Source organism: Rossellomorea sp. DUT-2, from assembly GCF_052665285.1.
Window position 1 is genome coordinate 1 of record NZ_JBQPEO010000006.1, and the last position, 22384, is coordinate 22384.

Genomic DNA, 22384 nt, shown 5'->3' on the forward strand with positions numbered 1-22384 from the left:
CGAGATGAGATTTCCCATCACGTAAGTGAGTAAGATCCCTAGAAGATGACTAGGTAGATAGGTCAGAGATGGAAGCATGGCGACATGTGGAGTTGACTGATACTAATCGATCGAGGACTTAACCACAAAGAGTCATTTTTTAAATGAACAACAATTGGTCGATATTCGGCTTTCTTGACATCAATTCTTTATCTAGTTTTCAGGGAATGAATTTTATACGTAAATATAAAAAAAGCCTTGAAAAATTATATCTACGCGATATAATAATACTTGTCCTTTAAAAGAGACAAGAAATAGTCTGGTGACAATGGCGAAGAGGTCACACCCGTTCCCATGCCGAACACGGAAGTTAAGCTCTTCAGCGCCGATGGTAGTTGGGGGATCTCCCCCTGTGAGAGTAGGACGTCGCCAGGCTTAATATTTTGGAGGATTAGCTCAGCTGGGAGAGCATCTGCCTTACAAGCAGAGGGTCGGCGGTTCGATCCCGTCATCCTCCACCAAGTTTTTTTACGCAAGTGAAATAAACCAAAGATTTTTGCGCAAGCAAAATATCTCTCCTTGAATTTCCTATATGAAAACAACTTTTCATTAAGTAGTCTTCATATATAAGTAAACCAAGCATACATGCCGGTGTAGCTCAACTGGTAGAGCAACTGACTTGTAATCAGTAGGTTGGGGGTTCAAGTCCTCTTGCCGGCACCATTTTGGTTCTAAATATCATCTTTTCAGATGAGCCATTAGCTCAGTTGGTAGAGCATCTGACTTTTAATCAGAGGGTCGAAGGTTCGAATCCTTCATGGCTCACCAAAGGTTTTTGCGCAGCAAAATATCTTTCCATTTATATCATGCGGGTGTGGCGGAATTGGCAGACGCACCAGACTTAGGATCTGGCGCCGCAAGGCGTGGGGGTTCAAGTCCCTTCACCCGCACCATTTATTTTGCGGAAGTAGTTCAGTGGTAGAACACCACCTTGCCAAGGTGGGGGTCGCGGGTTCGAATCCCGTCTTCCGCTCCAGAAGATTTTGCCGGGGTGGCGGAACTGGCAGACGCACAGGACTTAAAATCCTGCGGTAGGTGACTACCGTACCGGTTCGATTCCGGTCCTCGGCACCAAGATTTTTTGCGAAAGCAAAATAATCTTCAATGGTTTGCGTAAGCAAAATATCTTTCCTTAACTTGCGGTTGTCAATAAGGAAAGAACAATAGAATCATTTAGCGCCCGTAGCTCAATTGGATAGAGCGTTTGACTACGGATCAAAAGGTTAGGGGTTCGACTCCTCTCGGGCGCGCCATATATTTCGGGAAGTAGCTCAGCTTGGTAGAGCACTTGGTTTGGGACCAAGGGGTCGCAGGTTCGAATCCTGTCTTCCCGACCACTTCTTTGGGGCCTTAGCTCAGCTGGGAGAGCGCCTGCTTTGCACGCAGGAGGTCAGCGGTTCGATCCCGCTAGGCTCCACCAAATTTTTTTGCGAAAGCAAAATAAACGTCATTGATATTTGAGAGATTCATCTATCAATTAATTTGATATTAAATGTATCTTGGCGGTGTAGCTCAGCTGGCTAGAGCGTACGGTTCATACCCGTGAGGTCGGGGGTTCGATCCCCTCCGCCGCTACCAAAAGGGACCTTTAGCTCAGTTGGTTAGAGCAGACGGCTCATAACCGTCCGGTCGTAGGTTCGAGTCCTACAAGGTCCACCAAGTACCATTTCATTACGGAGGAATACCCAAGTCCGGCTGAAGGGATCGGTCTTGAAAACCGACAGGGGTGTAACAGCCCGCGGGGGTTCGAATCCCCCTTCCTCCTCCATATTTTATTCAGTGGAAATTTCATATTTATATCGTCGCGGGGTGGAGCAGTTCGGTAGCTCGTCGGGCTCATAACCCGAAGGTCGCAGGTTCAAATCCTGTCCCCGCAATACCATTTTTGACTTAGATAGGATAATCCTTAATGAGTCACGCATGGATAGTTATTTTCGCTATCGCGAAAAAACTTTGGTCCGGTAGTTCAGTTGGTTAGAATGCCTGCCTGTCACGCAGGAGGTCGCGGGTTCGAGTCCCGTCCGGACCGCCATTTTCTTTTTATAAGATTATGGTTCATAATTAAATATTTCACTCTAAGTAAGGCTCAGTAGCTCAGTTGGTAGAGCAATGGACTGAAAATCCATGTGTCGGCGGTTCGATTCCGTCCTGAGCCACCATTTTTTATTTGAAGACATTATGGCGGTTGTGGCGAAGTGGTTAACGCACCTGATTGTGGTTCAGGCATTCGTGGGTTCGATTCCCATCAGTCGCCCCATATCTTCTTATATAAATAGTGCGGGTGTAGTTTAGTGGTAAAACCTCAGCCTTCCAAGCTGATGATGAGGGTTCGATTCCCTTCACCCGCTCCAATTATTTTTGGGCCTATAGCTCAGCTGGTTAGAGCGCACGCCTGATAAGCGTGAGGTCGGTGGTTCGAGTCCACTTAGGCCCACCATTTCATTATTCCGCAGTAGCTCAGTGGTAGAGCTATCGGCTGTTAACCGATCGGTCGCAAGTTCGAATCTTGCCTGCGGAGCCAATAATATGGGGAAGTACTCAAGTGGCTGAAGAGGCGCCCCTGCTAAGGGTGTAGGTCGGGCAACCGGCGCGAGGGTTCAAATCCCTCCTTCTCCGCCATATTATGGCCCATTGGTCAAGCGGTTAAGACACCGCCCTTTCACGGCGGTAACACGGGTTCGAATCCCGTATGGGTCATCTGAAAGAAGACTATCATTTTGATAGTCTTTTTTTATTGTACAAAGTAAAATTGGCGGTCATTTTATTTAAAATAAGTTAAAAACATGACTTAATGAAGCGATTTAATTGAATATGGAGCCAGATCGGGATTAAAATAAGCGGTTTTACATGAGAAAGCATGCTTCTACATCTGTATGAGGGATATATTATCGACTTTCCAACATATATTATCGACTTTGGCCACTTTATTATCGACTTTCCAACATTTATTATCAACTTCTACACTCTTCTTATTAGCTCGAATTTTTCAATACGATAATCGGAAGATGTGAGGGGATATTCAGTCAGTGATCATCGAAGAGTAATAGGCATCAACCACCTCTTAATCTCCCCATTAATCTTCTCAAAGTATTGAATAACCCCTACCTCCTCAAAGATTACACTATGCATGATTCCTCCTTTATTGTCCCATAAAACAGGTTTTATCCACCCTAAGAAGCAACTGCAAGACTTATCATCGATTCTTAATCACTCCTCCATTCGACACCACAGATTCCTCACCCTTCCACCTAAAACGATACAAAATACCTGAATCCTTCTGCATTTCCTTAAAATTTCACTTTTTTAATAAAAAAACTTTCGACAAATTATGCTATGAATTCAACACGTTTCCCCTATGTTCTTCCAATGTAAACCTTACCATTTAGTAAGACTTTCCAAAAGCGAACCATTTTATCATAAGTATGTAGGAAATTGTCGTAATTGAGCGACGATAATAAAGAGGATTTTGATGAAGTTGAAAGAAAGTAGTAAGTAGATTGAAAAAATGTAGGTGAGTTGATGAACGCAATGACCATATCAGATTATGATGTTTTTTTGTTTCATGAGGGAAATTTGCAGCAGGCCTATCAGTTTATGGGTTCACATGTGAGAAGAGATTCCACTGGGACCTATACAGAATTTTGCGTTTGGGCACCGAAAGCAAGACATGTTTCATTGGTTGGATCTTTTAATCATTGGAATGGAGCCGGGTATGAACTTAGACGGCGGAATAACGAAGGTTTATGGACAATTCGCATTGATGGGGATCTATCTGGAGAAACGTATAAGTACGAGATTACCACTCTATCCGGTTTAAAGAAGCTTAAGGCGGATCCATACGGGTTTGCTTCTGAGAAGCGTCCAAATACTGCAAGCGTGGTGTATGAGCTGCAGGGATTTTCCTGGGAGGATGAGAAGTGGCTCGAGGATCGAGGCAGTTCGACGGTCTATGACAAGCCTATGGCGATTTATGAAGTGCATTTGGGCACATGGAAGAAGAAAGCGGGTAAGTTTCTTTCTTATAAGGAATTGGCTCAGCAATTAATTCCTCATGTGAAAGAACAAGGATTTACACATATTGAGTTGCTGCCTGTCACGGAGCATCCGTTTGATCGTTCTTGGGGGTATCAGGGTACTGGTTATTATTCTCCGACTAGTCGCTACGGCTCACCTCATGAATTGATGGCGTTCGTGAATGAATGTCATTTACATAATATTGGCGTGATTTTGGATTGGGTCCCGGGTCATTTTTGTAAAGATGCCCACGGGTTATATGAATTTGATGGTTCGTTTGCTTATGAGTATGGAGAGGAACGGGACCGTGAGAATTATACGTGGGGAACAGCGAATTTTGATTTAGGTAAGGGGGAAGTGAGAAGCTTCCTGATATCGAATGCACGGTTCTGGATGGATCTGTATCATATTGATGGCTTCCGGATTGATGCAGTGGCCAATATTATTTACTGGGCAAACCAGGGAGAGCTTGCTCCTAATGAGGGAGCCTTACAGTTTCTAAAAAACTTGAATAAGGCCGTTTTTGAGTATGACTCTTCGATTTTGATGATAGCAGAGGATTCTACAGACTGGCCACAGGTGACATCCCCTGTTCATTATGGAGGACTGGGCTTTAATTATAAGTGGAATATGGGATGGATGAATGACGTCCTTAAATATATGGAAACAGATACGTCTGAAAGAAGGCATGTACATTCTCTTATCACATTTTCATTGTTATATGCGTATTCAGAGAATTATGTGCTTCCGTTTTCCCATGACGAGGTGGTCCATGGGAAGAAGTCATTATTGAATAAAATGCCCGGTGATTACTGGCAGAAATTCGCTCAATACCGGCTGCTCCTGAGCTATATGATGGCTCATCCAGGGAAAAAGCTTCTGTTTATGGGAAGTGAACTTGCCCCGTTTTCAGAGTGGAAGGATTTAGAGGAATTAGATTGGCATTTATTGGATTATGATTTTCATCACAAATTCAATTCATATTTTAAAGAACTTATGCATTTATATAAAGGTGCTGAACCATTATTCCAAATGGATCATCGTTCAGAAGGATTTGAATGGGTGGATGTGGATAATAGAGAGCAGCAGATTTTCTCTTTTATCAGAAACGGGAAAGAGAAGGGGGATCATCTTGTAGTGATCTGTAATTTCAGCCCTCATGTATACCACCAGTATAAGGTTGGTGTGAATAAGGTGTCTTCTTATGAAGAAATTTGGAATAGCGATGATGAACGATTTGGGGGTTCTCATCAGGTGAATCCAATGCCTCTTGTTGTGCACAATGAGTCGTACCATGGAAGAGATGGATATGTGGAAATGACGATTCCGCCATACGCAGCCGTTTATTTAAAACCAATAGATTGAAAGGGGAGAGAAGGATGGGAAAAGGTAGATGTGTAGCGATGTTATTAGCAGGTGGAAAAGGGAGCCGGTTAAGCTCATTGACAAAGAGCCTGGCAAAACCAGCCGTACCTTTTGGAGGGAAATACCGCATTATTGATTTCACCTTGAGCAATTGTACGAACTCCGGGATTGACACGGTGGGTGTCCTTACTCAGTACCAACCATTAGTATTGAATTCTTATATCGGGATTGGAAGCGCATGGGATCTTGATCGTAAAAATGGTGGAGTGACCGTACTCCCGCCTTATGCGGAATCATCTGAGATGCGCTGGTATACGGGAACGGCCAGTGCGATCTATCAAAATATGAACTATCTTGAGCAATATGATCCTGAATATGTATTGATTCTATCGGGAGATCACATTTACAAGATGGATTACAGCAAAATGCTGGAATATCACATTGAGAAGAAAGCAGACGTCTCGATTTCTGTCATTGAAGTAGGCTGGGATGAGGCAAGCAGGTTCGGTCTTATGAACACGAATGAGGAAATGAGAATCACAGAGTTCGAGGAAAAACCGGCTTTTCCTAAGAGTAATCTAGCTTCGATGGGTATCTATATTTTCAATTATTCAGTGCTTAAGGATTACTTGGAGATGGATGAGCGTAATCCTGATTCCAGCCATGACTTTGGGAAGGATGTTATCCCTTTGCTGCTTGATGAGAAGAAAAAACTGATGGCTTATCCGTTTAAAGGGTACTGGAAAGATGTCGGAACGGTTAAGAGCTTATGGGAAGCCAATATGGACTTGATTGATGAGGAAAATGAGCTGAATCTGTTCGATCACGACTGGCGAGTGTATTCGGTTAATCCAAATGAGCCACCTCAATATATTTCTGAAGAAGCCTCTGTGGAGGGATCTCTTGTGAACGAAGGATGTACGATTGAAGGTACCATCCGCAAATCCGTCCTGTTTCAAGGAACCACAGTGAAAAAGGGAGCGCATGTCAGTCGCTCAGTCATTATGCCGGATGCTGTCATTGGGGAAAACGCCTATATCGAGCAGGCGATCGTGCCGTCGAATGTCAAGGTTCCGAGCGGCCTATGCATCATGCCGGAAGAAGGATCGGATGAAATCATTTTGGTTACGGAATCATTCATTGAAACACTACTGGAACAAGAAAAAGTGTAAGGGTTGAAGTCCACATTACAACATAAGAGGAGGAAGTGTTTTGAAAAATACTATGCTTGGAGTTATTGATGCTACTAGTTACTATGATTCGTTAGAGGATTTACTGTTACATCGTTCATTAGCGGCCCTTCCGATTGCGGGCAGATACCGCCTGATCGACTTTGTACTTTCCAATATGGTGAATTCGGATATTGGTTCCGTTGCGATATTCCCTAAGTTTCAATACCGTTCCCTTATGGATCATCTTGGATCGGGGAAGAACTGGGATCTGAACAGAAAGCGTGATGGGTTGTTTTTCTTCCCGGCACCAGGCCTGGAAGCAAGTGAAGATGGTGTGGGATCATTTAATCACTTCGCTCATCACCTGGACTATTTTAAGCGAAGTACACAGGAGTACGCATTGATCAGCAATTGCTTTACGTTATGTAATATTGACTACCAACCGGTCCTGCAACGCCATATGCGAATCGGCTGTGATATAACTGACTTGCGTCATAACGGAAACTCTTTAGACATGTACTTGGTGAAAACGAATACACTCATTGATTTGATCCAGAAACGACGTGAAACAGGCTATACATGTATGCAGGATGTCGTGGAGGATATGGATAGCGGTTTTAAGGTGTGCGGCTATGAGCATGATGGATTTGTTCAAACGATTGATTGCATTGAAGAGTACTATGATGCCAGCATGAAGCTAATGAACTTATCTTATTGGAAAGAGCTGTTCAAGAAAGATATGCCAATCTATACAAAGGTGAAGGATGAGCCGCCAACACGCTACACATCAGCTGCAAGTGTGAAAAATAGCATCATCGCCAATGGTTGCTTCATTGAAGGTCAAGTGAAGAACTCTACGATGTTCAGAGCGGTGAAGGTTGGAAAAAATACAACGATTTCGAGCAGCATCATTATGCAGAAGAGCCAAATTGGAGATAACTGTGTACTAGAGAATGTGATCTTGGATAAAGATGTGAAAATTGAGGATGGCGTAAAGCTTATCGGAGATCCAAACAACCCAATAGTCATTCGCAAAGGGATGATTCAAGGAGCGCTGATGAATTCGTGAAAGTGTTATTTGTAGTATCCGAGTGTGTCCCTTTCATTAAATCTGGAGGCTTAGCGGACGTTGCAGGCGCCCTGCCTAAGGAGTTAAGGAGTTTAGGGACGGATGTCAGGGTGATTCTGCCTAAATACGGTGGAATTCCTCAGGAGTTTCGTTCTAAAATGAATCGGAAGAAAGAGTTTTTCGTGTCAGTTGGCTGGCGAAATCAGTATTGTGGAATTGAAGAGTACAATGAAAATGGAGTAACGTATTATTTTGTCGACAATGAATACTATTTTAATCGGGATCGTCTATACGGATATTTTGATGACGGGGAGCGATTCGCGTACTTTACAAGAGCCGTATTGGAAAGTATCGCTGTCCTCGATTTTTACCCTGATGTGATTCACTGTCATGATTGGCACACAGGCATGGTTCCGTTCTTGTTGAGAAGCGAGTATCAGGAGAGACCCGGCTATTCCTTTATACGTAGCGTGTTCACCATTCATAATCTGCAATTTCAAGGGATTTATCCTAAACAGGTGATGACTGACTTGTTAGACATCCCTGAGAGGTATTTTCATCATGAATACCTCGAGTTTTATGGAAACATCAATTTCATGAAAGGGGCGCTCATTTCTTCGGATTTTGTCACAACTGTGAGTCCTACATATAAAGAAGAAATCCTCACGCCTTACTATGGAGAAAAGCTTCATAATATCCTGGGTCAACGATACAACCAATTATTGGGTATCCTCAATGGGATCGACGATGAAGTGTACAATCCGGATGAGGGAGAGTTTCCTTATTTCAGCGGCAACCTTCATGGGAAGAAACAGGCGAAGCGCCATCTGCAAAAAAGCCTCGGGCTCGAGGAGAATGAAGGAACCCCTCTTGTATCCATCATTTCAAGGTTAACGAATCAAAAAGGGCTTGAGCTGGTCAGGGGAGTCTTTCATGAAATGATTCAGGAAAATGTTCAGTTTGTCCTGTTGGGAACAGGGGATTGGGAGTTTGAACAGTTCTTCAGGGAGATGGAATGGACGTATCCGGATAAGGTCAGAGTGCAAATCGGATTTAATGAGGAACTGGCAAAACAGATTTATTCTGCCAGTGATTTGTTCCTGATGCCTTCTAAGTTCGAACCGTGCGGACTGGGTCAATTAATTGCCATGAGATATGGAGCCCTTCCGCTTGTCCGGGAGACAGGCGGATTGAACGATACGGTTGAATCCTATAATGAAGAAACGAAGACAGGGAACGGTTTTTCGTTTAAGAACTTTAATGCTCACGATATGCTCTACACCTATCGAAGAGCTCTATCGTATTTCTACGAAGATCCGGAAACATGGAATCATATTGTACGAACCGCAATGAATAAAGATTATAGTTGGGCCCAATCGGCCTTTAAGTATAATCAACTATATGCTGACCTGGTATCAAGGAGTGAAAGCCATGTTTTCTGATCCAATTGAATTTAAAGAAATGTTTCTGAAGAAGCTTGAAATGATGTATGGAAAGACGTTTCCTGAATCCACCACTCAGGATCAGTTTTTTACATTAGGTCATCTTATACGGGAATACATCTCGATGAACTGGATTCATACGAATGAGCAGTACCGGTTCAGTAAACAAAAGCAGGTGTATTACTTATCGATTGAATTTCTCCTTGGACGCCTGCTTCGTCAGAACCTGATGAATTTAGGAATCTACGATATTGTGGATAAGGGATTGAAGGACCTTGGAATAGACCTTGCTGAAATGGAAGAGGTTGAGCACGATGCGGGACTCGGAAACGGTGGTCTGGGTCGCTTGGCTGCATGTTTCCTGGACTCTTTGGCGTCCCTTAATTTACCTGGTCATGGCTATGGGATCCGTTACAAGCATGGATTATTTGAACAAAAGATTGTCAACGGTTTTCAGATGGAGCTTCCGGAGCAGTGGCTGCGTCATGGACATGTATGGGAAGTTCGAAAGTCAGATCTTACCGTCGAAGTGCCTTTCTGGGGGCAGGTGGAATCTTATACGGATAATGATGTATTGAAGTTTCGACATGTGGATGCAGAAGTTGTAGCGGCCGTTCCTTATGATATGCCTGTAGTAGGATTTGAGACGTCGACGGTCAATACTCTCCGTTTATGGAGTGCTGAACCCGCTGCCTATAAAGCCGGGAAAGATATGATGAAATACAAGCGTGATACGGAAGCGATCACTGAATTTCTTTATCCTGACGATACCCATGAAGAAGGGAAAATCCTGCGACTTAAACAGCAATATTTCTTGGTATCGGCAAGTATCCGCTCTATTCTTGATTCCTATCTGTATCGGAATGGGGATTTGAAGGAGCTTCATGAAAACATTTCAATCCATATCAATGATACTCATCCGGTTCTCGCGATTCCAGAACTGATGAGGGTCCTTCTTGATGAGTATTCCTTTGAATGGGAAGAAGCGTGGGAAATCACTACGAATACATTTGCCTATACGAATCATACGACTCTTTCAGAAGCACTAGAGAGATGGCCGATCCGTATTTTCCAACCCCTGCTGCCACGCATCCATATGATCGTGAATGAAATCAATGAGCGATTCTGTCAGGAATTGTGGAAGGAGTATCCTGGTGATTGGAAGCGGATAGAGGATATGGCGATCATCTCCCATGATGAAGTGAAAATGGCTCATCTGGCGATTGTAGGAAGCTTTAGTGTGAATGGAGTGGCAAAGATTCATACGGAAATCTTAAAGCTAAGAGAAATGAACTTATTCTATCAATATTATCCTGATAAATTTAATAGTAAGACGAATGGCATTACACATAGAAGATGGCTATTGAATAGCAACCCGTCACTGTCGAATCTGATATCGTCTTCCATCGGGGATGGATGGATTAAAGATCCCGGTAAGTTAGCGGACTTGAAAGAGTATCATCATGATACGGTGTTTCTTAAGGACCTGTATGATGTAAAACAGGAAAATAAACGGAAGCTTGCAGATCGAATATTTGAAAGTAATGGAATCGTCGTCGATCCTACTTCGATATTTGATATTCAAGTGAAGCGGCTACATGCGTATAAGCGCCAGCTGATGAATGTTTTACACATTCTTCACCTCTATAATCGCTGTGTGGAAGATCCAAGCTTTGATTTTCATCCGCGAACGTTCATTTTTGGAGCAAAAGCATCCCCGGGTTACTACTATGCGAAGAAAATCATTAAGTTGATTCACTCTGTAGCGGATCTGGTGAATGACCACCCACTTGTAAAAGGGAGAATTAAAGTCGTCTTCCTGGAAAATTACCGGGTATCATTAGCGGAAGAAATCATTCCCGCAGCTGATTTGTCTGAACAGATTTCAACAGCCAGCAAAGAAGCTTCCGGTACAGGAAATATGAAGTTCATGATGAACGGAGCCTTGACCATCGGAACATTGGACGGGGCGAATATTGAGATTCTTGAGCAAGTAGGAAAAGAGAATATTTTTATTTTTGGTTTAACCGCTGATGAAGTGATGAAATATCAGCATCACGGTGGATATTATGCAATGGAGTATTTTCACTATGATGCCCGAATTAAGAGGGTGTTGAATCAATTGATTGACGATACACTTCCTGATGCAGGTGACCATTTTGAAACCATTTATGATTCCTTACTAACCGAGAACGATCAATTCTTTGTTCTAAGGGATTTCGATTCCTATGTCAGGGCTCATGAACAAGCAGGAAAAGCGTATGAAAATAAAGAGCATTGGTCACGAATGTGCTTGCAGAATATTGCGGGCTCCGGATATTTCTCGAGTGACCGGACGATTGAGCAGTATGCGAAAGACATATGGGGCATTGCACAGGGCAGTTTAATAAAGTAGGAAAAAGCTTGGGGAAACTTTCCCCAAGCTTTTTAAATCATTTCTTCTTCTTTTCAGAAATATAACTGTCGCCATCTTTATACGGTATGTCACCCAATGTGGATTCCATATTGTTCTCATCCAGCATATCCTCGTATTCTTCATGGGTTTTCGAAGGGTAAGCCTTGCGATTGGAGCCTTCCATGTCGGTTCCGACAAAGGATTCGAAATCCTCGGTAAATCCTTCTGATGTGTCTTCATCCTGATACAATTCGGAATAGTCTTCATAATCACCTTCGAAGTCAGAAGGTGTCTCGGATGTACCGAAGCGGCCTACTTCCTGAAAGCTGTCTTGATCATCCCGGACATTTCCCTCGGTTTCGTGCCTGAATTCATTATCAACAGGCGGCTGCAGTACTTCTTCCTCTACTGGTCTATCCTGGGGAGTCGATTGTTCCGGTGAATGGTCTTTACAATAAAGTGTCGTCGGAATGACTTCCAACCGCTCGTATGGAATTTCCTGACCGCATTCTTTACATTGTCCATACGTTCCTTGTTCCATCGCCTGAAGGGCTTTTTGAATTTTATTTAGTTCCAGTTTGGCGTGATCATCTATGGCGAAATCCTTCTCTCTTTCATATAACTCTGTTCCCATGTCGGCAGGATGATTATCGTAAAGGGAGAGTTCACCTGAGTTATCACGTTCATTTGTATGGTGAAGATTATCTAAATCCTGATGTAAATGTTCCTGTAACTGTTTTTCCTGTTGAACCAATTCTTGTTTTAGTGTCTGTTTTTGGCTGTCTGTTAGCAATTTCTTCACATCCTTCATTATGTTCGCTTAAATAATGTACTAACCATACTTTATCCGAAAGTGGGGTTATTAAAACATAAAAAAAGAGTCGAACCCTAAATGAAGGGTCGACTCATGTTTTTTAAAGCATATATGCAAGTAATAGTCCAATGGATAAAAGGAATCCAAAGATGGTGTTTGTTTGTGCGGTGGCTTTCATGGCGGGCATCATTTCGATCGGCTGTGTTTTTCCGAAGAATCCTGTCGTGGCCTTGACGGCTTTCGGGATACTAAGAAAGGCAACGAATAGCCAAGGTGATGAAACGCCGGCAAGAACGAGCCCGATAATCCAGCCATAGGATACGACAAACATGCCCCCCAAAAGGATGATCGCTCCTTTTCTTCCTAAAAGAATGGCGATTGTTTTTCGACCGTTTTCTTTATCCCCATCCAGGTCGCGGATGTTGTTGGCCAGCAGTATCGCGCCGACTAAAATAGAAACGGGAACGGAAATTAGGATGCTGTCCTCATTGATATATCCGGTTTGAATGTAAAATGATATGAGAATGATCACAAGTCCCATAAAGAACCCTGCGACGATCTCTCCAAAAGGCGTGTAAGCAATTGGCATAGGTCCTCCAGTATAAAAGTACCCCGCTGCCATGCACACTATACCTATGAGTGCCAGCCACCATGTGCTATTAAGACAAATATAAATTCCTAATAAAAGGGCAATTCCGTACAATGAAAAGGCCAGGTTTATGACCGTAGAGGGTTTGACCCCGTTCCGGACGATTGCTCCTCCGATACCGACAGAATGCTCTGTATCAAGGCCTCGCTTATAGTCATAATACTCGTTAAACATATTGGTAGCAGCCTGGATAAGCAAACATGCAATAAGCATGGCGGCAAATAATGATACGCTTACCGTAGTAAATTGCAGTGCAAGAACGGTGCCTAGTAAAACAGGTACAAATGCTGCTGTTAGAGTGTGTGGCCTTGTAAGCTGCCACCAGATTTTCCACCCTTTATCTGATTCCAAAACATTGGATACTTGTTGTTCCATCATACTCTCTCCCTTACGCAATAAGGAATTTTCAGAAAACATTACAATTCCTTTACAGATTAAAGTGTAGGTAAAGCGAGTGGGACTGTCAATCATTTTCTAAAATATCCGTGAAGGTGCTATTTTCCAGTAATTGAGTACTTTTACAACGCTTTTGGTTTCTCAAAAGGGGAAAAAGGGTTTATTATATATAATAAGGATAAAAATTGTATCATGTCTTAAACTTCGTTGACACACCTTAAAGACAGGTGTATCTTAAAATAAGTTTGAATATCGTACGTGATTTTGTTTGGGGGAATTCAATTGGTTACCATTCATAAAACCAAAATTGAAAAAGCATATGATACAGCCAAAATGAAGGCTAAACAAATACATCACCCCGTCCTTCTCAGCATAGTGGAGGAAGTAGATGCAGTGGATCCTCTTTCTTTTTATTATGGAGGAAGCTCTTTTATGGGAGAGCGTTTTTTATGGAAGGACCGTGATCATACCATTTCGTTGGTAGGGCTTGGAGCAGCTCATATCATGTCTGCAAATGATATAAATGACCGATTTTTTACGGTTGAGAAAGAGTGGAAGCGCTTAATTGAAGAGTCAGTGATTGTGACCGGGGAAGAATGGACAGGCACAGGACCTTTGTTATTCGGGGGCTTTAGCTTTGATCCGCTTAATGATATCGGAGAAGAGTGGGAGCAATTCTCGAACGGTACGTTTCAATTACCTAAGTTTATGCTGACAAAGCCGGGGAAAACCAACTATTTAACGATGAATTTCATTTGCTATCCGGAAGAATCGGAAGAAAGCTTATTCCATGATCTTATCAGGGTCAAAGAAAAGCTTCTTGAAAGCGCGGGGATGCCCATTATACCTGAACAGCCCCGATGGCTGCAAAATAGGGATATGAAGCCTCAAGAATGGAAGGATTCTGTTCAAAATGTAGTGAATCGTTTAAAACAGGGTGAGATGGATAAGGTAGTGCTTGCCAGAAAATGTGAAGTGGCGTTTGAAACGCAAGTGTCATCTGACTTTGTATTGGATAATTTGTGGAAGCAGCAGCCGGATAGCTTTGTTTTCAGTTTTGAAAGGAAAGAAAGCTGTTTTATTGGAGCCACACCTGAACGACTTGTGAAGAAAACAGGAGATGATGTTCTTTCCACCTGTTTAGCAGGATCCATCGCACGCGGGGATACGCTGGAAAACGACGAGAAACTGGGAACGGAGCTCCTCCTGGATGAGAAGAACCGTTACGAGCATCAGCTTGTTGTTGAGAGTATCCATGAGGCTCTTGCACCTTACTGTGAGTCGTTGACGATTCCATCATCGCCTCAATTGATGAAGCTGAAAGACATTCAGCATTTATATACTCCTGTCACCGGGCAGGCTTCTGAACATACATCCCTTTTGGAATTGGTGGGGAAATTACACCCGACTCCTGCATTAGGTGGGGTTCCGAGGGATAAAGCATTGCACGTAATCAGGGAAGAGGAAGAGATGGACCGCGGATTATATGCAGGTCCCGTAGGCTGGATCGATGCCTATGGAAATGGTGAGTATGCCGTTGCCCTTCGCTCGGGTCTCCTTCAGGGAGATAAGGCCTATTTATATGCAGGGTGTGGAATTGTGGCAGATTCCGAACCTGAAAGTGAATTTAAAGAAACACAAATGAAATTTCGACCGATGCTAAGGGCATTAGGGGGAAACGTACATGATTGATGAACATCAGCAGAAGCTAACTCATTATTTAGCGGCATTTATTGAAGAATTAGTTGGAAATGGAGTAGACGATGTAGTCATTAGCCCTGGCTCTCGTTCTACTCCTTTGGCGTTGTTATTCGCCCATCATCCTGAAGTGAAAACGTACATTAATGTAGATGAACGCTCTGCTGCTTTCTTTGCTCTAGGGGTTGCGAAGGCAAAGAAAAAGCCGATCGCGATCCTCTGTACATCCGGAACGGCAGCAGCCAATTATTATCCAGCGATTATTGAAGCACGCTACGCGAAAGTGCCATTGATCGTGCTGACGGCCGATCGTCCCCATGAGCTGCGTGAGGTAGGTGCCCCGCAAGCGATTGATCAGCTCGATCTATATGGAAAACATGTAAAATGGACAGTGGATATGGCACTGCCGGAAAATAGTCCGTCCATGCTTGAATATGCAAGATCTTCAGCATCCAGAGGAATAGGACTTTCTTTAGGAGAACCGAAAGGACCCGTTCACTTTAACTTTCCATTTAGAGAACCGTTAATTCCTGATTTAAAGAACGTTTCTTATTCATCAGGTTCACAGGTGAAAAGGGTCCTTCACGGAGAAAGGAGCCTGTCCCCCTCTGTCTCACAGGAGCTGCAGGGGATTCTCGGAAATAATAAGAGAGGTCTGATTATTTGCGGACCGGGACTGAATAGTGATTCGATTGACTCCATCATTTCTTTTAGTGAGCAATTCGGCTTTCCAATCGCAGCGGACCCCCTCTCCCAAATGAGGAGCGGTTCTCATTCGAAGGCACATATAATCGATACCTATGATACGTTCCTGAAGATTGATGAAGTGAAGGAGAGCCTGCATCCTGAAATCGTGATTCGTTTCGGAGCCATGCCTGTATCAAAGCCTCTCATGTTGTTTCTGAAAAGTCTTTCGGACATTCCATACTGGATCGTGAGTCCGGGGGAAGAGTGGCAGGATCCCATTTCCAAAGGGACGGAATACATCTATTGTGATGAAGGCCAATTCTGCCAAAGCATGATCAATGAAGCAAGTCGCGATGGTTCTGATGAATGGATCAATCACTGGAAGAATGTGAATCATTCCACAAAGGAACTGCTTATAAAAGGTCATCAGTCGTGGGATGAAGGAATGGCAGTTAGTGAACTTATTCAACATCTGCCTGAAAAGTCGAATGTATTTGTCAGCAACAGCATGCCGATTCGGGACATGGATACGTTTTTCTTTAGTAATAACCGGTCCATCGGTATCTATGCCAATCGGGGAGCGAACGGAATTGATGGCGTAGTGTCGACCGCACTTGGGATGAGCACCTGCTCAGATTCCATGTATCTTCTGATTGGGGATCTTGCTTTCTTCCACGATCTAAACGGCCTCCTCGTTGGGAAAAAGTATAAGCTGAATCTGACCATAGTGGTCCTGAATAATAATGGTGGGGGAATCTTTTCCTATCTTCCGCAAGCGAGTGAAGGTGAATACTTTGAAGATTTGTTCGGCACGCCGATGGATCTGGATTTCTCTCATGCTGCCAGGCTTTATGATGCCAGTTATTTCCGAGTGGAATCAGAAGAAGAATTTCATCTAGCGGTATCGGAAGCACAGCACAGAAATGGCTTGAAAATCATTGAAGTCATGACGAACCGTGAAGAAAATGTAGCAAATCATCGCAATTTGTGGAATTTTGTTTCCCGGGAAATGGCGAAGAAATTTAAGGGTGACGTTCATTGATTCTTCAAGTGAATGATATCCGTTATTTTGTAGAAGTTAAAGGAGAAGGAGTGCCTTTGGTTTTTCTTCATGGTTTTACCGGGGATACGACAACATGGTCACGAATCACTGATCGGTTATCTACTAGGTATAGGTGCATAAGCATTGATTTGATTGGTCATGGACGTACAGAATCCCCTGAAGATCCATCAAGATATACAATGGATCATGTATCGAATGATCTTGATTCCATTTTGTCTGTACTTGAAGCAGACCAGGCAATCTTGTTCGGCTATTCCATGGGAGGTCGGACGTCCCTTCACTTCGCCATGAGGTATCCTCAAAAGGTGAAGACTTTGATTCTTGAGAGTGCCTCTCCCGGATTGAAAACGAGTGAAGCAAGAGTGGAACGGCGGAAAAAAGATCATGCTTTAGCCGACAGAATCATGAGAGAAGGAATGGAAGCCTTTGTCGACTTTTGGGAAGAGATCCCCTTGTTTGCTACTCAAAAAAGACTTACTGATGAAGAGCGTGCCCAGATTCGGAAGCAGCGCCTGGATCAGTCCCCTTTGGGCTTATCCAATAGCTTGAAAGGAATGGGAACAGGGGCTCAAGATTCTTGGTGGGACCAGCTTTGCGAGATCTCATGTCCAGTCTATTTACTAGTCGGAGAACTGGACCAGAAGTTTGTTCATATTGCAGAAGAAATGAAAAAGCATAATCCGGATTTTCAAATCATGACATTTTCTAACACAGGTCATGCAATTCATGTGGAAGAACCGCGAAAGTTTGGTACAATAATAGAGGAACTACTGTTAACTACATAAAGGAGGAACAAACCAATGGCTTTTGAATGGGTTTCAGAAAGAAATTACGAAGATATTTTGTACGAAACATATAATGGAATCGCTAAGATTACGATCAATCGACCAGAAGTTCGTAACGCATTCCGTCCTAAAACGGTAATGGAATTAATCGATGCATTTGCCTATGCACGTGACGATTCCAAGGTTGGAGTTATTATCCTGACAGGTGCTGGAGAAAAGGCATTCTGTTCTGGTGGAGACCAAAGAGTTCGCGGACATGGCGGATATGTAGGGGAAGACGAAATTCCACGTCTGAATGTATTGGACTTACAACGCTTAATCCGTGTGATCCCTAAACCGGTCATTGCGATGGTAGCAGGGTACGCAATCGGTGGCGGACATGTCCTACACGTTGTGTGTGACCTGACGATCGCTGCTGACAATGCAATCTTCGGACAAACGGGTCCTAAGGTAGGAAGCTTTGACGCTGGATACGGTGCCGGTTATCTTGCCCGCATCATCGGACATAAGAAAGCAAAGGAAATCTGGTACCTCTGCCGTCAATACAATGCACAAGAAGCGCTTGAAATGGGACTGGTCAATACAGTTGTACCTTATGAGCAGCTTGAAGCAGAAACGGTTCAATGGGCATCAGAAATGCTTGAGAACAGTCCTACTGCCCTTCGTTTCTTAAAGGCATCATTCAACGCGGATACAGATGGATTGGCGGGTCTGCAACAGCTTGCAGGTGACGCTACACTTCTATACTACACAACGGATGAAGCCAAGGAAGGTCGAGACGCATTTAAAGAAAAGCGTAAACCGGACTTTGGACAATTCCCTCGTTTCCCTTGATTTAAGGTGGCCTGATGAATCTTTTTGGATTCGTCGGGCTTTTTTAAATGAAGTATTTAAAGAGCACACACAAGAAAGGAATGGAGAATGACAGGATGACAACACAGCAATTGCCTAACTGGCTAAAACAAAGAGCGTTCTTAACCCCTGATCGGATGGCAATAAGTAATGGTGATGTGGAATATACCTTCGGAGAGCTCTGGGAAAAAGCAATTCACATCGGTGAGCAGCTTCATACCATAGTGAAATCTTCTGCACATCCTTTTGTGGGACTCATGATTAAAAATAAAGTGGAATCTGTGTTGGTCGTTCATGCCATTCAACAGCTCGGATTCACGACTGTACTATTAAATAACAAACTAAGTTCGAAGGAATTATCTTTTCAAATACAGGATATGGAGTTATCGGCGGTCATTTATGACGACGAGTTTGAGGGGAAGCTGTCTTTGTTAGGGGAACACGTTGATGGGATCTCATTCTCTCAATTGCTGCAAACAGCCCCTTCAAGCTTTAAAGTAAAGGATTATTTTCAGTTAGACCAAGCATGCTCGGTTATGTACACATCAGGTACGACCGGAGCCCCCAAAGGAGTCCTTCAATCATATGGAAACCATTGGTGGAGTGCCATTGGATCTTCTTTGAACCTGGGAATAAGTGAAAATGATGCCTGGCTTTGCTCGGTTCCTCTCTTTCATATAAGCGGATATTCGATCCTTATGAGAAGTGTGATTTATGGAATGAAGGTACGACTGTTTGAAACCTTCGACGTCGAGACCATCAATCAGGAGCTTGAAAGTGGAAGAGTCACAATCATGTCGGTTGTAAGCAATATGCTTCAGCGTTTGATGAAAGATTCAGGAAATCGAACGTATCACCCGAACTTCCGCTGTATGCTGTTAGGCGGCGGACCTGCACCACTTCCATTACTTCAAGCTTGTAAAGATAAGGGAGTGCCCGTGTTTCAAACATACGGAATGACGGAAACGGCTTCTCAAATTGTGACGTTATCACCTGAATACAGTATGACGAAGCTGGGTTCAGCGGGGAAACCACTCTTTCCTTCCGAATTAAGAATCAAGAATGAAAAGGGTGCAGCTCGAGCAAATCAAGAGGGTGAAATCCTGGTGAAAGGCCCGAATGTGACGAACGGATATTACCGGAGAGAGGAAGCCAATGCGAAAAGCTTTGAAGATGGCTGGTTTCATACTGGGGATATCGGCTATGTAGATGATGAGGGATTCTTATTTGTATTGGACAGGCGATCAGACCTCATCATTTCCGGGGGAGAAAATGTGTATCCTGCGGAAATTGAAAGTGTGCTGTTAGGCTGTGACGGGGTAGAGGATGCCGGGGTGGTTGGAATTCCAAATGACACATGGGGGCAAATTCCCTGTGCGTTTATCGTTAAGAAAGAGCGTCTTACAAAAGAAGAGATCTTACAATACTGCAGCGCACATCTGGCATCATATAAACAGCCGAAAAAAATAATCTTTGTCGATGAGGTACCACGAAATGCCTCGAATAAACTGCTGAGAAGAGTGCTCAGGGATCAGTGGGAAAAAGGACTGTATGTCGATGAAAATTAAATCGATTACGCTTCACATCCTATCGATGCCATTGAAAAAGCCATTTGTGACACACTTGCAAACTGTTGAAAAACGAGAAGGGATCATCGTTGAGGTTCAAGATGCCGATGGATTGATTGGGCTGGGAGAAGGGGTTGCTTTTTCCACACCGTGGTATACAGAAGAAACCGTGAAAACATCCTATCATATGCTTAAGGATGTACTCATTCCTCTCCTATACAGCAATCCATATCAACACCCTGACGAAATCGGAAACAGATTCGCAGCCGTTCGGGGAAATTCAATGGCGAAGGCTGCACTTGAAATGGCTTTATGGGATCTCTATGCAAGGCAGCAGAACGTTCCTCTCTGGGAGATGATCGGGGGGACACGTTCTGAAATTCTTGCCGGAGCCGTTGTGGGGTCCAACTCAGTGAAAGAAATGATCCATTCGGCTGAAGATCTTGTGCAAGAAGGGTATCAACGCATAAAGCTGAAAATCTCTCCTGGAGCGGATGTGGAGATTGTGAAAGAGTTGAGGGACCATTTTCCTTCGCTTTCTCTTCTGGCAGATGCGAACTCAGCTTATTCCCTTGAAGACAAAAGCCGGCTTCAAGCACTGGATGAGTTTGGTCTGGAGATGATCGAACAGCCTTTGGGAGTTGACGATTTAGTAGAACACTCTTTTTTGCAAAAAGAGTTGTCGACTCCGATTTGTTTGGATGAAAGCATCGTAACCCCCCATGATATGAAAAGTGCCATCTACTTAAATAGCTGCGGAGTAGTCAATATCAAGCTTGGCAGAGTCGGAGGGTACACTAGTGCTTTGGAAATCTACCGGTTGTGTCAGGAGAATCACATTAAAGTATGGTGCGGAGGGATGATCGAGTTTGGGGTTTCCCGGGCTCATAATCTGACCCTTGCCACCCTCGAGGGATTCTCGATTCCCGGGGATATTTCTTCCTCCTCGAAATATTGGGAAGAAGATATCATTTCTTCTCCTATCGTCGTGAAAAATGGTAGGGCGGAACGTTTGGATGGTCCGGGGATAGGTGTGGAGTTGAATAAAAAACGGTTGAGTGAAGTGACCACGTATAGAGAAAAGTTAAACGCATAGTTGTCTTTATCAAGTTACTTACTTATACTTGACCTATACATGAAAATCTGAATTATCAATTTTCAGGAGGAGGAAATATGAAACTAGGTGCATTCTCCGTAAGTTTAAGTGTGAAAGACATTAATAAATCAAAAGCATTTTATGAAAAACTTGGATTTCAAACTTTGGGAGGGGAAATTGCCCAAAATTGGCTTATCATGAAGAATGGTAGTACTGTAATCGGTCTGTTCGAAGGTATGTTTGAAAAGAACCTCCTGACATTTAATCCAGGCTGGGATCAAAATGCCGAAAATCTCGAATCGTTTACGGACATTCGGAATCTTCAAAAGCAGCTGAAAGAACAAGGGGTAAAAATGTTGACTGAAGCAGATGAATCAGGTGATGGTCCTGCAAGTTTCACGATTGAAGATCCTGATGGCAATCCGATTCTTGTGGATCAACACAGATAAAAAGAAGGTTGAAATGGAAAAGCTCAGAGCTGAATCTGAGCTTTTCTTGTTTCTTATGTTTATTAAAAAGGGTTCGTCGCCCACTGAAGAGACTGCTTGATAAAGATGCGAGGGTGTAATTTCAGCTGAGAAACCATATGTTCCGCTAAATCCTCCGGCTGCATGTATTTCTCTTTGTCTGCTTCATCGAGCTTATCCCCAAAGGTAAGATCCGTTGCTACGAGGCTTGGGTTCAGAGTCATGACACGGATATTATGTGGTCGAACCTCCTGCATCAACGCTTCTGTCATACCTTGAACGGCAAATTTCGAACCACTGTAAGCCGTGCTTTTTGCCGTGCCTTTCAATCCGCTGCTGGAAGAAATATTGATGATGTCCCCTCGGTTTTTCTCGATAAGCTGAGGCAGGACGGCACGCGTCACATGATACGTTCCAAATACGTTGACTTCAAAGGTTTTCTTCCAATCTGCCGGATCGATTTCCAGAAAAGAACCGTACGTTCCGATACCGGCATTATTGATCAGGATATCGGCTGCACCGAGTTCATTTTTCAGTTTTAAAATGGCTTCATTCACTTGTTCCATATCTGAGATATCAGCTACTGCGACACTTGCCTTCACACCCAGAGATTTCGCTTCCTCTGCAACTTGTTCCAGCTTACTTTGTGTACGGGCGATCAACCCGACATGAACTCCTTCACGTGCAAGCTCCAATGCCGTTGCTTTTCCGATTCCCCGGGCAGCACCCGTAATATAAGCGATTTTACCTTTAATCGATTGTGCCACTATGGATCATCCTTTCAAATCGAATTTCTACCGTTAGTGTAAGGCC

15 protein-coding genes, 21 tRNA genes and 2 rRNA genes are annotated in these 22384 nt (G+C 43.5%); 35 read left to right on the forward strand and 3 right to left on the reverse strand.

Annotated elements, in window-relative coordinates; all coding sequences use genetic code 11:
* The 28 genes from ACOSV2_RS19505 to ACOSV2_RS19640 form a co-directional block, all read left to right on the forward strand.
* Window positions 1-126 (forward strand): 23S ribosomal RNA (locus ACOSV2_RS19505); the annotation flags it as partial.
* A 171-nt stretch (window positions 127-297) separates the two neighbouring features.
* Window positions 298-414 (forward strand): 5S ribosomal RNA (gene rrf / locus ACOSV2_RS19510).
* A gap of 10 nt (window positions 415-424) precedes the next feature.
* Window positions 425-500, forward strand: a tRNA-Val gene (locus tag ACOSV2_RS19515).
* 126 nt (window positions 501-626) lie between these two features.
* Window positions 627-702: transfer RNA gene (locus ACOSV2_RS19520), tRNA-Thr, on the forward strand.
* A 29-nt stretch (window positions 703-731) separates the two neighbouring features.
* Window positions 732-807: transfer RNA gene (locus tag ACOSV2_RS19525), tRNA-Lys, on the forward strand.
* Window positions 808-847: 40 nt separating this feature from the next.
* Window positions 848-932 (forward strand) — tRNA-Leu (locus ACOSV2_RS19530).
* Between the two features lie 8 nt (window positions 933-940).
* A tRNA-Gly gene (locus ACOSV2_RS19535) sits at window positions 941-1015 on the forward strand.
* 9 nt (window positions 1016-1024) lie between these two features.
* A tRNA-Leu gene (locus tag ACOSV2_RS19540) sits at window positions 1025-1113 on the forward strand.
* Between the two features lie 102 nt (window positions 1114-1215).
* Window positions 1216-1292 (forward strand) — tRNA-Arg (locus ACOSV2_RS19545).
* A gap of 7 nt (window positions 1293-1299) precedes the next feature.
* Window positions 1300-1376 (forward strand) — tRNA-Pro (locus ACOSV2_RS19550).
* Window positions 1377-1383: 7 nt separating this feature from the next.
* Window positions 1384-1459, forward strand: a tRNA-Ala gene (locus ACOSV2_RS19555).
* Between the two features lie 81 nt (window positions 1460-1540).
* Window positions 1541-1617: transfer RNA gene (locus tag ACOSV2_RS19560), tRNA-Met, on the forward strand.
* A gap of 4 nt (window positions 1618-1621) precedes the next feature.
* A tRNA-Ile gene (locus tag ACOSV2_RS19565) sits at window positions 1622-1698 on the forward strand.
* Window positions 1699-1714: 16 nt separating this feature from the next.
* Window positions 1715-1807 (forward strand) — tRNA-Ser (locus tag ACOSV2_RS19570).
* Between the two features lie 35 nt (window positions 1808-1842).
* A tRNA-Met gene (locus ACOSV2_RS19575) sits at window positions 1843-1916 on the forward strand.
* Between the two features lie 78 nt (window positions 1917-1994).
* Window positions 1995-2071: transfer RNA gene (locus tag ACOSV2_RS19580), tRNA-Asp, on the forward strand.
* Window positions 2072-2122: 51 nt separating this feature from the next.
* Window positions 2123-2198 (forward strand) — tRNA-Phe (locus ACOSV2_RS19585).
* A 22-nt stretch (window positions 2199-2220) separates the two neighbouring features.
* Window positions 2221-2296: transfer RNA gene (locus tag ACOSV2_RS19590), tRNA-His, on the forward strand.
* A gap of 20 nt (window positions 2297-2316) precedes the next feature.
* Window positions 2317-2390 (forward strand) — tRNA-Gly (locus ACOSV2_RS19595).
* 9 nt (window positions 2391-2399) lie between these two features.
* A tRNA-Ile gene (locus ACOSV2_RS19600) sits at window positions 2400-2476 on the forward strand.
* 9 nt (window positions 2477-2485) lie between these two features.
* Window positions 2486-2560: transfer RNA gene (locus tag ACOSV2_RS19605), tRNA-Asn, on the forward strand.
* Between the two features lie 7 nt (window positions 2561-2567).
* Window positions 2568-2658: transfer RNA gene (locus ACOSV2_RS19610), tRNA-Ser, on the forward strand.
* 6 nt (window positions 2659-2664) lie between these two features.
* A tRNA-Glu gene (locus ACOSV2_RS19615) sits at window positions 2665-2736 on the forward strand.
* Window positions 2737-3558: 822 nt separating this feature from the next.
* Window positions 3559-5418 (forward strand): 1,4-alpha-glucan branching enzyme, encoded by a 1860-nt coding sequence (gene glgB / locus ACOSV2_RS19620; RefSeq protein WP_428976540.1) that lies wholly within the window; start codon window positions 3559-3561, stop codon window positions 5416-5418.
* Between the two features lie 14 nt (window positions 5419-5432).
* On the forward strand, window positions 5433-6590 hold the full coding sequence (locus ACOSV2_RS19625) for a glucose-1-phosphate adenylyltransferase (protein ID WP_428976541.1): 1158 nt from the start codon (window positions 5433-5435) through the stop codon (window positions 6588-6590).
* Window positions 6591-6630: 40 nt separating this feature from the next.
* Complete coding sequence (locus tag ACOSV2_RS19630) at window positions 6631-7659, forward strand: glucose-1-phosphate adenylyltransferase (protein WP_428976542.1); 1029 nt, start codon at window positions 6631-6633, stop codon at window positions 7657-7659.
* Window positions 7656-9101: a glycogen synthase GlgA gene (gene glgA / locus ACOSV2_RS19635; RefSeq protein ID WP_428976543.1), complete on the forward strand. Its 1446-nt coding sequence runs from the start codon at window positions 7656-7658 to the stop codon at window positions 9099-9101. Before ACOSV2_RS19630 ends, glgA begins: the two co-directional genes overlap by 4 nt.
* Window positions 9091-11496 (forward strand): glycogen/starch/alpha-glucan phosphorylase, encoded by a 2406-nt coding sequence (locus ACOSV2_RS19640; protein ID WP_428976544.1) that lies wholly within the window; start codon window positions 9091-9093, stop codon window positions 11494-11496. Before glgA ends, ACOSV2_RS19640 begins: the two co-directional genes overlap by 11 nt.
* 37 nt (window positions 11497-11533) lie before the next feature.
* On the opposite strand, the gene ACOSV2_RS19645 is transcribed toward ACOSV2_RS19640, so the two are convergent.
* The gene (locus ACOSV2_RS19645) at window positions 11534-12298 is read right to left on the reverse strand and encodes a TraR/DksA C4-type zinc finger protein (RefSeq protein WP_428976677.1); all 765 of its coding nucleotides are present in this window, start codon (window positions 12296-12298) and stop codon (window positions 11534-11536) included.
* 112 nt (window positions 12299-12410) lie between these two features.
* The gene (locus ACOSV2_RS19650) at window positions 12411-13334 is read right to left on the reverse strand and encodes a 1,4-dihydroxy-2-naphthoate polyprenyltransferase (RefSeq protein WP_428976678.1); all 924 of its coding nucleotides are present in this window, start codon (window positions 13332-13334) and stop codon (window positions 12411-12413) included.
* 303 nt (window positions 13335-13637) lie between these two features.
* On the opposite strand from ACOSV2_RS19650, the gene ACOSV2_RS19655 reads away from it, so the two are divergent.
* The 7 genes from ACOSV2_RS19655 (at window position 13638) to ACOSV2_RS19685 (ending at window position 21553) form a co-directional block, all read left to right on the forward strand.
* Window positions 13638-15047: an isochorismate synthase gene (locus ACOSV2_RS19655; protein ID WP_428976545.1), complete on the forward strand. Its 1410-nt coding sequence runs from the start codon at window positions 13638-13640 to the stop codon at window positions 15045-15047.
* Complete coding sequence (gene menD / locus ACOSV2_RS19660) at window positions 15040-16782, forward strand: 2-succinyl-5-enolpyruvyl-6-hydroxy-3-cyclohexene-1-carboxylic-acid synthase (protein WP_428976546.1); 1743 nt, start codon at window positions 15040-15042, stop codon at window positions 16780-16782. The genes ACOSV2_RS19655 and menD overlap by 8 nt, the downstream gene beginning before the upstream one ends.
* A complete protein-coding gene (menH, locus tag ACOSV2_RS19665) occupies window positions 16779-17588 on the forward strand; it encodes a 2-succinyl-6-hydroxy-2,4-cyclohexadiene-1-carboxylate synthase (RefSeq protein WP_428976547.1) in 810 nt (269 codons plus the stop codon). Before menD ends, menH begins: the two co-directional genes overlap by 4 nt.
* A gap of 15 nt (window positions 17589-17603) precedes the next feature.
* Entirely contained in the window at window positions 17604-18422 is an 819-nt protein-coding gene (gene menB / locus ACOSV2_RS19670; RefSeq protein ID WP_064092736.1) for a 1,4-dihydroxy-2-naphthoyl-CoA synthase, read from the forward strand.
* A 95-nt stretch (window positions 18423-18517) separates the two neighbouring features.
* Window positions 18518-20008 (forward strand): o-succinylbenzoate--CoA ligase, encoded by a 1491-nt coding sequence (locus ACOSV2_RS19675; protein WP_428976548.1) that lies wholly within the window; start codon window positions 18518-18520, stop codon window positions 20006-20008.
* Window positions 19998-21104, forward strand: a complete 1107-nt coding sequence (menC, locus tag ACOSV2_RS19680; protein WP_428976679.1) for an o-succinylbenzoate synthase — start codon at window positions 19998-20000, stop codon at window positions 21102-21104. The genes ACOSV2_RS19675 and menC overlap by 11 nt, the downstream gene beginning before the upstream one ends.
* A 77-nt stretch (window positions 21105-21181) precedes the next feature.
* Window positions 21182-21553, forward strand: coding sequence for a VOC family protein (locus ACOSV2_RS19685; protein ID WP_428976549.1), 372 nt, complete (start codon window positions 21182-21184; stop codon window positions 21551-21553).
* Window positions 21554-21615: 62 nt separating this feature from the next.
* On the opposite strand, the gene ACOSV2_RS19690 is transcribed toward ACOSV2_RS19685, so the two are convergent.
* A complete protein-coding gene (locus ACOSV2_RS19690) occupies window positions 21616-22338 on the reverse strand; it encodes a 3-ketoacyl-ACP reductase (RefSeq protein ID WP_428976550.1) in 723 nt (240 codons plus the stop codon).
* Window positions 22339-22384: the final 46 nt, after the last annotated feature.